Source organism: Streptomyces sp. NPDC001450, assembly GCF_053597295.1.
The window spans coordinates 109,051-122,038 of the sequence record NZ_JBSFHY010000016.1; the positions used below are offsets into that span (position 1 = coordinate 109,051).

Genomic DNA, 12,988 nt, shown 5'->3' on the forward strand with positions numbered 1-12,988 from the left:
GGTGCTCGTGAAGCAGAGTCCTGGCGAAAGAGCGATTTGTATGAAAATCGTCTGAACCCGGAGGAATGCGCATGCCTACCCTGACACTCCCACGTGCCGTCGGCTCCCGCGCGGGCGCCACTGTCGTCCTCACCGCCCTCGCCGCGGCGGGCGCGTCGTGGGTGGCGGCGCCGAACGCTGTGGCCCAAGGGGAAAACGGCGACATCAGGGTCCACCGGGCCTACGCGCTTCCCGGAACGGGCAAGGACGAGTCGCAGGTCTGCCGGTTCTATCTCGACGCCGTCAACTTCGACACCCTCTCCAGCATCGCCTACACCATCACGCCGCAGCCCCCGCTGCCCACGGCCGCCACCGTCACCGGCGCCATCCCGCTCGCCGGCGGCGCCGGGCACACCGACCCGCTGGGGCTGGCGGACGGTCAGTACAAGATCACCTGGATCGTCTCGGGTGCCACCAAGGAAAAGGTCTTCCGCGTCAACTGCCGCGAGCTCGCCAAGGAGGACGCGGCGCACGGTCCGGGCCAGATCGAGGACCACCAGCAGAACAACCAGCAGAACAACCACGATGACGCGGCCTGGGGTCAGGGCGGCGACCACAACGACGGCCCGAAGGGCGGTGTGCACGCGGGCGGTGGCGGCCTCGTCGACACCTCGGGTGCCTTCTCGCCCGTGGCCGCGGCCGCGGCCGTGGGACTGGTCGCGGTCAGCGGAGTGGCGTACCTCCGGCTGATCCGCCGTCGGCCGCATGGCGCCGCGTAGGCGCAGACGCAGGCCGTGGTACCGGACCCGCGCCTACCGTCTCGCCAGGACGGCCCTGCTCGCGGTCGTCCTGGTGACGGTGGGGGTCCGGTGCGGCGGAGACGGCGGACCGGCCGCCTCCCTCCAGGCGGGCGGCCCGGCCGCCGATCCGGGCTCCGCCCAGAGCGACGGGCGGGGCGCGGGCCGGGAGGATCCCGCCCCGGCCCGCCCGACGCCCCCGCCCCGCCCGCTGCCCCGCTCCCGGCCGACATCCCTCCGTATCCGGTCCCTCGGGATCGACGCGCCGGTGATCGGGCTACGGCTCGACCGGGACCGGCAGCTGGAGACACCACCGCTCGACCGGCCCAAGGAGATCGGCTGGTACCAGGGCGGCGCCACGCCGGGGGAGTCCGGCACCGCGATCGCCGTCGGCCACCGCGACACCAGGACCGGCCCCGCCGTCTTCGCCTCACTGGCCCAGGTGAAGCCCGGGAAACTGATCGAGGCCAAGCGGGCGGACGGTCGTACCGCCGTCTACACCGTGGACCGGGTGAAGGTCTTCGACAAGGCCGGCTTCCCCGACAAGGAGGTGTACGGCCCGGCCCGCCGCCCGGAGCTGCGCGTGCTCACCTGCGGCGGCCTGTTCAGCCGGCGCACGGGCTACACGAGCAACGTGGTGGTCTTCGCCCACCTGACCGCGACCAAGTGACCGCCTGGTGGGGCCGCGGCCGACCGCGGCCGACGACCCGAATCCCTCCGTCCGTTTCCGCTCCTGCCAGGGGCGCGGCGTCCGATACCGTGCCCCGTCTTCCCCGGCCGAGCGCATTCCGTTAACTTCCGTGACCCACAGGCCTCGTACGACCGGCACGCGGCCTTCGGACCCACGGAGCAGCGGCGCTCCGGACAGCCCCCGGGGACACCAGCCATGACACGCGCCATCTCTCTGCACGACGTGAGCAAGTCCTACACGCGGGGCGCCCGCGTGGTGGACCGGCTCTCGCTGGACATCGCGCCCGGCGAGTTCCTGGTCCTGCTGGGCCCCTCCGGCTGCGGCAAGTCCACCGTGCTGCGCATGATCGCCGGCCTCGAGGAGATCGACGAGGGCGAACTGCTCCTCGACGGCGAGTACGCCAACGACTGGCAGCCGTCCGCGCGGCACATGGCGATGGTCTTCCAGAACTTCGCTCTCTACCCGAGCATGACCAGCCGCGACAACATCGGCTTCCCGCTGCGCATCGAGGCCCCCGGCACCGACCCCCGCCCGCGCGTGGACGCGACCGCCCGCATGCTCGGCATCGAGGACCTGCTCGACCGCTTCCCCAGCCAGCTCTCCGGCGGCGAACGCCAGCGCGTCGCCATGGGCCGGGCCATCGCCCGCCACCCCTCCGCCTTCCTGATGGACGAACCGCTGTCCAACCTCGACGCCAAGCTCCGCAACCACTTGAGGGCCGAAATATCCCAGCTCACCCGGGAGTTGGGTGTGACCACGGTGTACGTCACCCACGACCAGGCCGAGGCCATGTCGCTCGGCGACCGGGTCGCCGTCCTGCGCGGCGGGGTGCTCCAGCAGGTCGGCAGCCCGCGCGAGGTGTACGCGCTGCCCCGCAACATCTTCGTCGCCGCCTTCATCGGCACCCCGCGCATCAACCTGCTGCGCGGGCTGGTCCGCGCTCCGCTGGACGGCGCCATGACCATCAGCCTCGGCAGACAGGCGCTGCGCCTGCCCGAACCCCTCTCCCCCGACCACCGGTTGCTGCGTGTGCAGCAGGGCCGCGAGGTGATCGTCGGGCTGCGTTCGGAGGCGGTCCGGATTGCCAAGCCCGCCGCCGCCCGGCCCGGCGAGGTGCCGATCAGCGGTCTGGTCGAGCACGTGGAGTTCCAGGGGCACGAGGTCCTCGTCCACTTCAACACCGGCTCGAGCCCGGCCGTCGTACCGGAGCTGGAGGCCCCGCGCCCGCCCCGCAGCCCCGCGCGGCGCCGCCGTCGGGAGGGCCCCACGGTCCTGGACCGGCTCAGGGGGCGGGCCGGTGCCCTGCGCGCCGGGCCGGTCGTGGTCCTTGAGGACCAGCCGGACGGCAGCCCCGCACCCGTGCCTCCGGAGGGCCGGCTGCCCGGCGACCTGGTCGTGCGCACCACCCCGGACATCAGTCTCCGGTACGGCATGCAGGTCCCCCTGCTGGTCGACATCGCCCACCTGTTCGTCTTCGACCAGCACGGCGAACGGATCTGCCCGTCCCCGGCGCGGCTGCCGGACCTGGAGGAGTGAGCCCGCCAAGACGTGATCCACCGAGGAGAACCGGCGCGCCTGCGAGAAGGCTTTCGGTCAGGAGTCCGTGGGGAGGGTGGACGAACGGGCGCAGGTCGGCTTCTGATATCCCGGGTTCGTCCGGTCATGTATGGCGCCTGAAAACTAACGCCGCTAGTTTGTTGCCGGACGACGCAGCCCTGCCGGGAGGAAGCAGCATGAAGGCACATGACGGCCTGTACATCGACGGCGCCTGGCGCCCCGCCGAGGGCCGGGACGTGATCGAGGTCGTGAACCCGGCCGACGAGCAGGTCATCGGCCGGGTCCCGGCCGGGAGCGCCCTGGACGTGGACACCGCCGTACGCGCCGCACGCGCCGCCCTCCCGGCCTGGGCCGCCACACCCCGGGCCGAGCGGGCCGCGCGCCTGGCCGCGCTGCGGGACGCGCTCGCGGCCCGCAAGGACGAGATCGCCGAGACCGTCACCGCCGAACTGGGCGCCCCGCCGGAGTTCGCGCTGGCGGTCCACGCGGGCGTGCCGATCGCCGTCGCGGGCTCCTACGCCGACCTGGCCGCGACCCACTCCTTCGAGGAGAAGGTCGGCAACTCCACCGTCCTGCACGAGCCGATCGGCGTCGTCGGCGCGATCACCCCCTGGAACTACCCGCTCCACCAGATCGTCGCCAAGGTCGCCCCGGCGCTCGCCGCGGGCTGCACCCTCGTCCTCAAGCCCGCCGAGGACACGCCGCTCACCGCCCAGCTCTTCGCCGAGGCGGTCCACGATGCGGGCGTCCCGGCCGGTGTGTTCAACCTCGTCACCGGCCTCGGCCCGGTCGCCGGACAGGCGCTCGCCGAGCACCCGGGCGTCGACCTGGTCTCCTTCACCGGCTCCACGGCCGTCGGCCGGCAGATCGGCGCGGTGGCCGGCGCGGCCGTCAAGAAGGTGGCGCTGGAGCTGGGCGGCAAGTCCGCCAACGTCATCCTGCCGAGCGCCGACCTCGCCAAGGCCGTCAACGTCGGCGTCGCCAACGTCATGTCCAACTCCGGCCAGACGTGCAGCGCCTGGACCCGGATGCTGGTCCACCGCGACCGGTACGACGAGGCCGTGGAGCTGGCCGCCGCGGCCGCCGCCAAGTACGGCGAGCGCATCGGACCCGTCGTCAGCGCCAAGCAGCAGGCACGCGTGCGCGGTTACATCGAGAAGGGCATCGCCGAGGGCGCCCGCCTGGTCGTCGGCGGCCCCGAATCCCCGCGCGAGAAGGGCTGCTTCGTCAGTCCGACGGTCTTCGCGGACGTCACCCCGGAGATGACGATCGCGCAGGAGGAGATCTTCGGCCCGGTCCTCACGATCCTCGGCTACGAGGACGAGGAGGACGCCCTGCGCATCGCCAACGGCACCGTCTACGGTCTCGCCGGCGCCGTCTGGGCCGGCGACGAGGCCGAGGCCGTCGCCTTCGCCCGCCGCATGGACACCGGCCAGGTCGACATCAACGGCGGCCGGTTCAACCCCCTCGCCCCCTTCGGCGGCTACAAGCAGTCCGGGGTCGGCCGGGAGCTGGGCAGCCACGGGCTCGCCGAGTACCTGCAGACCAAGTCCCTCCAGTTCTAAGGAAGTCCACGACCATGGCCGTACGAGCCGCCGTCCTGCCCGCCATCGGCGCCCCGCTGGAGATCACCGACATCGAGCTGCCCGATCCGGGCCCCGGGCAGGTCCGCGTCCGCCTCGCCGCCGCCGGTGTCTGCCACTCCGACCTGTCCCTGTCCAACGGCACCCTGCGGGTACCGGTCCCGGTCGTCCTCGGCCACGAGGGCGCCGGAACGGTCGTGGCCGTGGGCGAGGGCGTCACCCACGTGTCGCCCGGCACCCCCGTGGTCCTCAACTGGGCACCGTCCTGCGGCACCTGCCACGCTTGCACGCTCGGCGAGGTCTGGCTGTGCGCCAACGCGCTGAACGGCACCGCCGACGTCTACGCCCGCACCGCCGACGGCACCGACCTCCACCCCGGCCTGAACGTGGCCGCGTTCGCCGAGGAGACCGTCGTCTCCTCCTCCTGCGTGCTGCCCCTCCCGGAGGGCGTCCCGCTCACCGACGCGGCCCTCCTCGGCTGCGCCGTCCTCACCGGGTACGGCGCCGTCCACCACTCGGCCAGGGTCCGGCCGGACGAGACGGTCGCGGTCTTCGGCGTCGGGGGAGTGGGCCTGGCCACCCTCCAGTCCGCGCGCATCGCGGCCGCGTCCCGCATCATCGCCGTCGACGTCTCCCCGGAGAAGGAGGAACTGGCCCGCGCGGCCGGCGCCACGGACTTCGTCCTCGCCTCCGACGCCACCCCCCGCGAGATCCGCGCCCTCACCGGCAAGCAGGGCGTCGACGTCTCCGTGGAGTGCGTGGGCCGCGCGGTCACCATCCGCGCCGCCTGGGAGTCCACCCGCCGGGGCGGCCGTACGACGGTCGTCGGCATCGGCGGGAAGGACCAGGAGGTCACCTTCAACGCCCTGGAGATCTTCCAGTGGGGCCGCACCCTGTCCGGCTGCGTCTACGGCAACACCGACCCGGCCCGCGACCTGCCGGTGCTCGCCGAACACGTGCGGGAGGGCCGGCTGGACCTCTCGGCCCTGGTCACCGAACGGATCGCCCTGGAGGGCATCCCGGCGGCCTTCGAGAACATGCTGGCGGGCAAGGGCGGCCGGTCCCTGGTGGTGTTCTGACCTTCAGCCGACCTTCTCGGGTCGCGGCTCCCCGGCCGCGACCCGCCGGGTCCGCCCGCGCACCCGGGACCGGGACACCGCCACGCCCGCGAGGCACAGCACCCCGCCCGCCAGCGTGAGCAGCCCCGGCACCTCACCGAGCGCCACCCACGACATCAGCACGACCAGGGCCGGAACGGCGTACGTCGTCGCGCCCATGCGGCTGGCGGTGGTGCGGGCGAGGGCGTAGGCCCAGGTGGTGAAGGCGAGAGCGGTCGGAAAGACACCGAGATACACCATGTCGAGGGTGGCCGAGGCCGGCGCACGGGCCGCCTCCCGCACCAACTGCCCGGCGAACGGCAGGCAGACCACGGCACCGACGAGGCAGCCGTAGGTCGTCACCTGCAGGGCACTCGCCTGTCCGAGGGCGGGCTTCTGCGCCACGACCCCGGCGGCGTAGGCCACCGCCGCGAGCAGACACAGCACCACCCCGAACACCGAGGATCCGCCCCCGGCCGACATCGACAGCCCCACGGTCACGGCGCCGGCGAACGACACGGCCATCCCCGCCAGCAGCCGGGGCGGCATCGGATCGCCGAGCAGCCTGGCACCGAGCAGGGCTATCAGCAGCGGGCCGACGTTCACGACGAGAGCGGCGGTGCCCGCGTCCACCTGCTGCTCACCCCAGTTCAGGACCACCATGTAGAACCCGAACCACAGCACCCCGGACAGCCCGATCCCCCGCCAGGCGGCCCTGGGCGGCAGCCCCTCCCGGCGTACGGCACAGATGACCCCGAGCGTCACGACCCCGGCGACCAGCCGCCCGAGCGCGAGCGCACCCGGCGAGTAGGCGTCCCCCGCGGTCCGGATCGCCACGAAGGCGGAGGCCCAGAGCACGACGGAGACGACGGCTGCGGCGGTGGCGAGCAGCTGTTGGCGTGGGGCGCTGTTCATCATGCTCCTGAGGCTAGGTAGGGACACGTACAGGGGCTGGCGGAATTCGGACGGGCAACGACGGTGCGCACGCGGCTCACGGGGCTGCGACTCCCCAGGGGCGCGGGACACGTATCGATGTGCGGCTCCGCCGCGTGGGCGCGCCCCCACGCACCCGCACCCGGCACACCACCTGACCCCCCACCCCCGTAGCCGAACTCAACCCAACCCCGCCGCCTCGATGCCGAGCAACTCAAATAGCGCCCGCCCTCCCGACGGAGTCACCTGCACGGCCCGCTCAGAGCCGATTCGGACGCACCAGCCCGCATCCATCGCGTGCCGGTACAGCGCCGCCCCCGCCACCCCCGCGAGATGAGGCCGCCGCTCGGTCCAATCGAGGCACGCTCGGGCCAGCGGACGCCGGGTCGAACGGTCGAGGGGGATTCCCGCCGTACCGAACCACTCCACCCCCGCGTCCGTCAGTGCGAACCCGGTGTCCTGCCGGAGCAGCCCGCGCGAGGTCAGCGCATCCGTGACCGCGATGCCGAGCCGCCCGGCGAGATGGTCGTAGCAGGTACGGCCCCGGGCCATGGCGGACCGGGAACTCGACTCCCGCAGCGAGCGCGGCCGTACCGCCGCCGCGGGCACCTGCGCGGCAAGGTCCTCCACGAGCTGTGCCACACGAGCGTCGGCCAGCCGCACATACCGGTGCCTGCCCTGACGTTCCTCCGCGAGCAGGCCGCCGGCCACCAGCTTGCCCAGGTGCCCGCTCAGTGTGGACGCGGCGACCCCGGCATGCCGGGCCAGCTCGCCGGCGGTCCAGGCCCGCCCGTCCAGCAGCGCGAGCAGGCACGCGGCCCGGGTCTCGTCGGCGACCAGGGAGGCGAGTGCGGCGAGGCCGGCGGCCTGGGAGTCCTTGGCGGTCATGCCTTCAGCTTGCGGCACCGACACTTCGGCAGCGGCCGAAGTGTCCTCACACGCTCTGCCGTACCTGCTCGTACTGCTGCGCCAGTCCGTCCAGCAGGGCGCTCAGCCCCGTCTCGAAGGCCCGCTCGTCGATCTTCTCCTGCTGCTCGGCGAGCAGGTGCGCCTGCCCGAGGTGCGGATAGTCGGCGGGGTCGTACGCGCTCGCGTCGTCCACGAAGCCCCCGGCGAAGGAGCCGAGCGCGGAGCCCATGATGAAGTAGCGCATCAGCGCGCCGATGGACGTGGCCTGCGCCGGCGGCCAGCCCGCCGCGACCATCGCGCCGTACACGGCGTCGGCCAGCCGCAGCGCTGCGGGTCGGCGGCCGGGCCCGCGGGCGAGGACCGGGACGATGTTCGGGTGGTCGCGCAGGGCGGCCCGGTAGGAGATCGCCCAGTCGTGCAGCGCGGTCCGCCAGTCCCGGACGTCCTCGAACATCGACAGGTCCACCAGACCGCTCACCGAGTCGGCGACCGCCTCCAGGATCTCGTCCTTGGTGCGGAAGTGGTTGTAGAGCGAGGGCCCGCTCACCCCCAGCTCGGCGGCGAGCCGCCGGGTGGAGACGGCCGCCAGGCCCTCCGCGTCCACGAGTTCCCGTGCCGTCTCGACGATCCGGTCGGTGCTGAGGAGGGGCTTGCGCGGTCGGGCCATGGCGCACATAGTAGGGCTGCGACAGGAAACTAGCAGTGCTAATTTAAATGTCCGGCTTTCAAGATCCATCTGGTGTGGGGTGATCTCGTGGTGAACCTGGGGCTCAGTGCGGAGCAGGCCGCCGTACGGCAGCTCGCCCGGGACTTCGTGGAGCGCGAGATCGCCCCGCACGTGGTCGCCTGGGACCGCGCCGAGGAGGTCGACCGGGGCATCGTGAAGAAGCTGGGCGAGGTCGGCTTCCTCGGTCTGACCGTCGGCGAGGAGTACGGCGGCTCGGGCGGCGACCACCTCGCGTACTGCCTGGTCACGGAGGAGCTGGGCCGCGGGGACTCCTCGGTCCGCGGCATCGTCTCCGTGTCCCTGGGCCTGGTCGCCAAGTCGATCGCGGCCTGGGGGAGCGAGGAGCAGAAGCGGCGCTGGCTGCCGGGTCTGACCGCGGGCGAGTACGTCGGCTGCTTCGGCCTCACCGAGCCCGGCACCGGCTCCGACGCGGGCAACCTCACCACCCGCGCGGTGCGCGACGGCGACGACTACGTCCTCAACGGCACCAAGATGTTCATCACGAACGGCACCTGGGCCGACGTCGTCCTGCTCTTCGCCCGCTCCACGGACGCCCCCGGGCACAAGGGCGTCTCCGCCTTCCTGGTCCCCACCGACACCCCCGGACTGACCCGCCGCACCATCCACGGCAAGCTCGGCCTGCGTGGCCAGGCCACCGCCGAACTGGTCCTGGAGGACGTCCGGGTGCCCGCCTCGACGCTGCTCGGCGAGGAGGGCAAGGGCTTCTCCGTCGCCATGTCCGCGCTGGCCAAGGGGCGGATGTCGGTGGCGGCGGGCTGTGTCGGCATAGCCCAGGCCGCGCTGGACGCGGCCGTGCGGTACGCCGGTGAGCGCGAGCAGTTCGGCAGGTCCATCGACCATCACCAGCTGGTGCAGGAGCTGATCAGCGACATCGCCGTCGACGTGGACGCGGCCCGGCTGCTCACCTGGCGGGTCGCCGACCTCGTCGACCGCGGGCAGCCGTTCGCCGTCGAGTCCTCCAAGGCCAAGCTGTTCGCCTCCGAGGCGGCCGTCCGCGCCGCCAACAACGCCCTCCAGGTCTTCGGCGGCTATGGCTACATCGACGAGTACCCGGCCGGCAAACTCCTGCGCGACGCCCGCGTGATGACCCTCTACGAGGGCACCAGCCAGATCCAGAAGCTGCTCATCGGCCGGGCGCTCACCGGGGTCTCCGCCTTCTGAGTACGCTCCTGAGTACTTCGGCGGATGTGGCGCGAGCCACGTCCGCCGATGCTTGCTCCCATGAGTGACACACCCGTCAAGCAGCAGAACACGGCCGCCTTCTACAGCCAGGCCGTCGCCTCCTTCGCGGTCGCCATGGCGGCCACCGCCATCGGCATCTTCCGGCTGAACGCCGACGCCTGGGTGCGGGCCTTCCTGGCCATCGCCGTCCTCTACCTCGTCACGTCCGCCTTCACGCTCGCCAAGGTGATCCGGGACCGCCAGGAGGCCGGGCAGATCGTCAGCCGCGTCGACCAGGCCCGCCTGGAGAAGCTGCTCGCCGAGCACGACCCCTTCGAAAAGCTGTGAAAAGCACCGGCAGGCTCTGAGCGGGCACTCTAAGCGAGCGCTCACCTTCGGCGGTATGGTGGTGCTCCTGTCACCGAGAGGGGCGAGTGAGCGATGAGTACGGCGGAGGAGACGGCCGGCGGCGAGGTCGAGCCGTGGGAAGAGGTCACCCCTGACGCGGCCCGGCGACTGCTGGTCGCGGCCGTGGAGGCCTTCGCCGAGCGCGGCTACCACGCGACGACGACCCGCGACATCGCGGGCCGCGCCGGCATGAGCCCGGCCGCGCTCTACATCCACTACAAGACCAAGGAAGAGCTGCTCCACCGGATCAGCCGGATCGGCCACGACAAGGCCCTGGACATCCTGCGGACGGCGTCCCGGCGCGAGGGCACCGCCGCGGAGCGGCTCGCCGACGCCGTCAGCTCCTTCGTCCGCTGGCACGCCGGGCGGCGCACCACCGCGCGGGTCGTGCAGTACGAACTCGAGGCGCTCGGCCCCGAGGCCCGCGCCGAGATCGTCGCGCTGCGCCGCCAGGTGGACGCAGAGGTGCGCGGGATCATCGAGGACGGTGTGGCCTCCGGCGAGTTCGACGTGCTCGACGTGAAGGGCACCACCCTCGCCGTGCTGTCACTGTGCATCGACGTGGCCCGCTGGTTCACCCTGGACGGCCCGTACACCCCCGAGGAGGTCGGCGCGCTCTACGCCGACCTCGTGCTACGGATGGTGGGCGCCAAGTAGGGCGCCCCCGGGCTCAGAGGTAGTACCGGGACACCGACTCCGCGACGCAGACCGGCTTGTCGCCGCCCTCGCGCTCCACGGTGAAGGCGACGGCCACCTGGACACCGCCCGGGACGTCCTCGACGCCGGTGATCGTCGCGGTGGCGCGCAACCGGGAGCCGACGGGGACGGGGGCGGGGAAGCGGACCTTGTTCGTGCCGTAGTTGACGCCCATCCTCACGCCCTCGACCTTGATCAGCTGCGGCCCGAAGAGCGGGAGCAGCGACAGCGTCAGGTATCCGTGGGCGATGGTGGTCTTGAACGGCCCCGCCGCGGCCTTCTCCGGGTCCACGTGGATCCACTGGTGGTCCCCGGTGGCCTCCGCGAACAGGTCGATCCGCTTCTGGTCGATCTCCAGCCAGTCCGTGTGGCCCAGCTGCTCGCCCACCGCGCCCTTCAGTTCGTCGGGGGAGGTGAAGGTCCTCGGTTCTGCCATGTTCCCGGCCTCTCGCTCGCATGTCTAAGCAACTGCTTAGCATGGTCGGGTCGGGGGGTGATGTCAACGGATGCCGGCCCGGCCGGTCGGATGGTGTCTGTCGGTAGTCTCTGAGGAGTGCCCCAGATTCCCGAGAAGATCCATGAGCTGACCGTCGGCCAGCTGTCCGCGCGCAGCGGCGCTGCCGTCTCCGCCCTGCACTTCTACGAGTCCAAGGGGCTCATCACCAGCCGCCGCACCTCCGGCAACCAGCGCCGCTACACCCGCGACACCCTGCGCCGCGTCGCCTTCGTCCGCGCGGCCCAACGGGTCGGCATCCCCCTGTCCACGATCCGCGAGGCCCTCGCGCAGCTCCCCGAGGAGCGCACCCCGACCCGCGAGGACTGGGCCCGCCTGTCGGAGACGTGGCGCTCCGAACTGGACGAACGCATCAAGCAGCTCAACCGCCTCCGCGACCACCTCACCGACTGCATCGGCTGCGGCTGCCTGTCCTTGGACACGTGCGTACTGTCCAACCCGGACGATGTGTTCGGTGAGCGGAGGGCGGGGTCGCGGCTCATGGCGGAGGGGCACTGACCGCTGACCGCGGGCTTCCGCCGTAGCGGCTCCCTTCCGTCGTCGGCTGCGGGTGAGTGGGGGCTGGTCGCGCCCACGCGGCGGAGCCGCATATCGATACGGTCCCGCGCCCCCGGGGAGTTGCAGCCCGGTCGGCTGCGACGGCACCGTTGGTGGCTGCGGCACCCTGCCCGCGCCGGTGCGCGGACCCCACCCCGCCCAGCCTCCACACCGGGCAACCGGAGACCTACTCGTACTCGGTCCCGCCCTTGCGCGTCAGGTACGCCGGGCTGACAGCCTTCGCGATCGCCCGTCCCCCGGTCACCGGGCTGTACCGCTCCACCGAGGGCCGTATCACCACACCCTCCCGCAGATGCAGCCCCCGCCCGGACACCGTCTCCCGCCCGCTCGCGAACTCCAGGACCCGCTCGATGTCGTACGGCCCCGAGTACAGCCGGGGCACCAACGGCAGCTCGCCGCCGAGGAGTTCGGTCGCGTCCAGCCACCGCACGGTGCCGTCGATCTCGGCGGAGACGTCGAACACCGCGTACCCCAGCGTCTCCCGCCGCCCATCGGCCCCGTACGTCAGGTCCTGCACCCCCGCCCCGTACACCTCGCCGAAGACGCCGACCCGGCGCGCGCCCAGCCGCTCGGCGAGCCGTGCCGCGACCTCGGGGACGCCGTGTCCGCGCACCGCCCGCCAGTACAGATTGCGTGGATCCTCTTTCAGGGCGAGGGACTTGGCGCCGAAGCCCTTGGAGGAGACGTGCACCCGGTCCTCGTCGGCGAGATACGTCAGCAGGCAGGCCGAGCCGTGCAGCTTCTCGGTCAGGACCACATCCTCGCCCGCTGCGAAGATATCCGGAAAGCGCTGGATGTTCTCGATGTCCACCCAGGGCAGCAGATCCGGCGCGGACTCCACGTCCCCGTCCATCGTGGGCGGGACCGGCGGCACCCACTTGGTGATGCCCAGCCGCTCGGCGAAGTCGGTCCCCTCGGCCGCGGCCCGCGCCAGGTCCTCGTCCGCCAGCGCCTTCGGCCGGCACACGATGCCCTGTGACAGCTCACCCCGCAGCCGTACCGCCTTGACCCGGTTGGCGTCGCCGCCCGCCAGCCGCCCGGTCAGCCCCAGTTCCTCGATCAGCCCGGGCGGGAGCACGGACTGCTCGGGGATGTACACGGCGGCCTCACCGGTGCGGTACGCACCCTTGGCGACGACGGCCCGGTACAGACCCACCTGGGCCAACTCAAGGGCATCGGCGTTCGGATGCTCGTGGACGGTCAGCACTTCAGCGGTGACGCGCAGCGTCGACATCTGGGGACTCCTCGGTTCCTCAGCTCGGTTTCATCGACACCCACTCTCCACACGGGAACGGGGTGGAGCGAGCGGATTAGAGGCTGGTAATGTCGCGCTCTTCGGCCGGCGGCGACGCCCGGC

Annotated in this window: 14 protein-coding genes; 9 read left to right on the top strand and 5 right to left on the bottom strand. The window is 72.2% G+C overall.

Annotated elements, in window-relative coordinates; genetic code table 11:
* Nucleotides 1-71: 71 nt before the first annotated feature.
* The 5 genes from ACWC5O_RS19650 (at nt 72) to ACWC5O_RS19670 (ending at nt 5,686) form a co-directional block, all read left to right on the top strand.
* Nucleotides 72-758 carry a hypothetical protein gene (locus ACWC5O_RS19650; RefSeq protein ID WP_450584487.1) on the top strand — a complete coding sequence of 229 codons (687 nt, stop codon included), beginning with the start codon at nt 72-74 and terminating at the stop codon, nt 756-758.
* Nucleotides 745-1,446, top strand: a complete 702-nt coding sequence (locus tag ACWC5O_RS19655; RefSeq protein ID WP_450584486.1) for a class F sortase — start codon at nt 745-747, stop codon at nt 1,444-1,446. Before ACWC5O_RS19650 ends, ACWC5O_RS19655 begins: the two co-directional genes overlap by 14 nt.
* A 216-nt stretch (nt 1,447-1,662) precedes the next feature.
* Nucleotides 1,663-3,003, top strand: a complete 1,341-nt coding sequence (locus ACWC5O_RS19660; RefSeq protein WP_450584484.1) for an ABC transporter ATP-binding protein — start codon at nt 1,663-1,665, stop codon at nt 3,001-3,003.
* A gap of 197 nt (nt 3,004-3,200) precedes the next feature.
* Complete coding sequence (locus ACWC5O_RS19665) at nt 3,201-4,589, top strand: aldehyde dehydrogenase family protein (RefSeq protein ID WP_450584482.1); 1,389 nt, start codon at nt 3,201-3,203, stop codon at nt 4,587-4,589.
* A 14-nt stretch (nt 4,590-4,603) separates the two neighbouring features.
* Entirely contained in the window at nt 4,604-5,686 is a 1,083-nt protein-coding gene (locus tag ACWC5O_RS19670; RefSeq protein ID WP_450584480.1) for a Zn-dependent alcohol dehydrogenase, read from the top strand.
* A 3-nt stretch (nt 5,687-5,689) separates the two neighbouring features.
* Here the strand turns inward: ACWC5O_RS19670 and ACWC5O_RS19675 are convergent, their stop codons facing one another.
* The 3 genes from ACWC5O_RS19675 to ACWC5O_RS19685 form a co-directional block, all read right to left on the bottom strand.
* Nucleotides 5,690-6,622, bottom strand: coding sequence for a DMT family transporter (locus tag ACWC5O_RS19675; protein WP_450584478.1), 933 nt, complete (start codon nt 6,620-6,622; stop codon nt 5,690-5,692).
* A gap of 195 nt (nt 6,623-6,817) precedes the next feature.
* Nucleotides 6,818-7,525, bottom strand: coding sequence for an ArsR/SmtB family transcription factor (locus tag ACWC5O_RS19680; protein WP_450584477.1), 708 nt, complete (start codon nt 7,523-7,525; stop codon nt 6,818-6,820).
* Between the two features lie 46 nt (nt 7,526-7,571).
* The gene (locus ACWC5O_RS19685) at nt 7,572-8,213 is read right to left on the bottom strand and encodes a TetR/AcrR family transcriptional regulator (protein ID WP_386574624.1); all 642 of its coding nucleotides are present in this window, start codon (nt 8,211-8,213) and stop codon (nt 7,572-7,574) included.
* 90 nt (nt 8,214-8,303) lie between these two features.
* Between ACWC5O_RS19685 and ACWC5O_RS19690 the strand changes: the two genes are divergently transcribed.
* The 3 genes from ACWC5O_RS19690 (at nt 8,304) to ACWC5O_RS19700 (ending at nt 10,520) form a co-directional block, all read left to right on the top strand.
* Complete coding sequence (locus ACWC5O_RS19690; protein ID WP_450584648.1) at nt 8,304-9,455, top strand: acyl-CoA dehydrogenase family protein; 1,152 nt, start codon at nt 8,304-8,306, stop codon at nt 9,453-9,455.
* A 60-nt stretch (nt 9,456-9,515) separates the two neighbouring features.
* The gene (locus ACWC5O_RS19695) at nt 9,516-9,803 is read left to right on the top strand and encodes a YiaA/YiaB family inner membrane protein (protein ID WP_450584475.1); all 288 of its coding nucleotides are present in this window, start codon (nt 9,516-9,518) and stop codon (nt 9,801-9,803) included.
* Between the two features lie 93 nt (nt 9,804-9,896).
* Nucleotides 9,897-10,520, top strand: coding sequence for a TetR/AcrR family transcriptional regulator (locus ACWC5O_RS19700; RefSeq protein ID WP_450584473.1), 624 nt, complete (start codon nt 9,897-9,899; stop codon nt 10,518-10,520).
* Between the two features lie 13 nt (nt 10,521-10,533).
* Here ACWC5O_RS19700 and ACWC5O_RS19705 read toward each other — a convergent pair whose 3' ends face one another.
* A complete protein-coding gene (locus tag ACWC5O_RS19705; RefSeq protein WP_450584471.1) occupies nt 10,534-10,995 on the bottom strand; it encodes a MaoC family dehydratase in 462 nt (153 codons plus the stop codon).
* Nucleotides 10,996-11,112: 117 nt separating this feature from the next.
* Here ACWC5O_RS19705 and soxR point away from each other — a divergent pair, with 117 nt between their 5' ends.
* Entirely contained in the window at nt 11,113-11,571 is a 459-nt protein-coding gene (gene soxR, locus ACWC5O_RS19710) for a redox-sensitive transcriptional activator SoxR (protein WP_450584470.1), read from the top strand.
* A 226-nt stretch (nt 11,572-11,797) separates the two neighbouring features.
* On the opposite strand, the gene ACWC5O_RS19715 is transcribed toward soxR, so the two are convergent.
* Nucleotides 11,798-12,865 (bottom strand): RNA ligase (ATP), encoded by a 1,068-nt coding sequence (locus ACWC5O_RS19715; protein WP_450584469.1) that lies wholly within the window; start codon nt 12,863-12,865, stop codon nt 11,798-11,800.
* Nucleotides 12,866-12,988 lie beyond the last annotated feature (123 nt).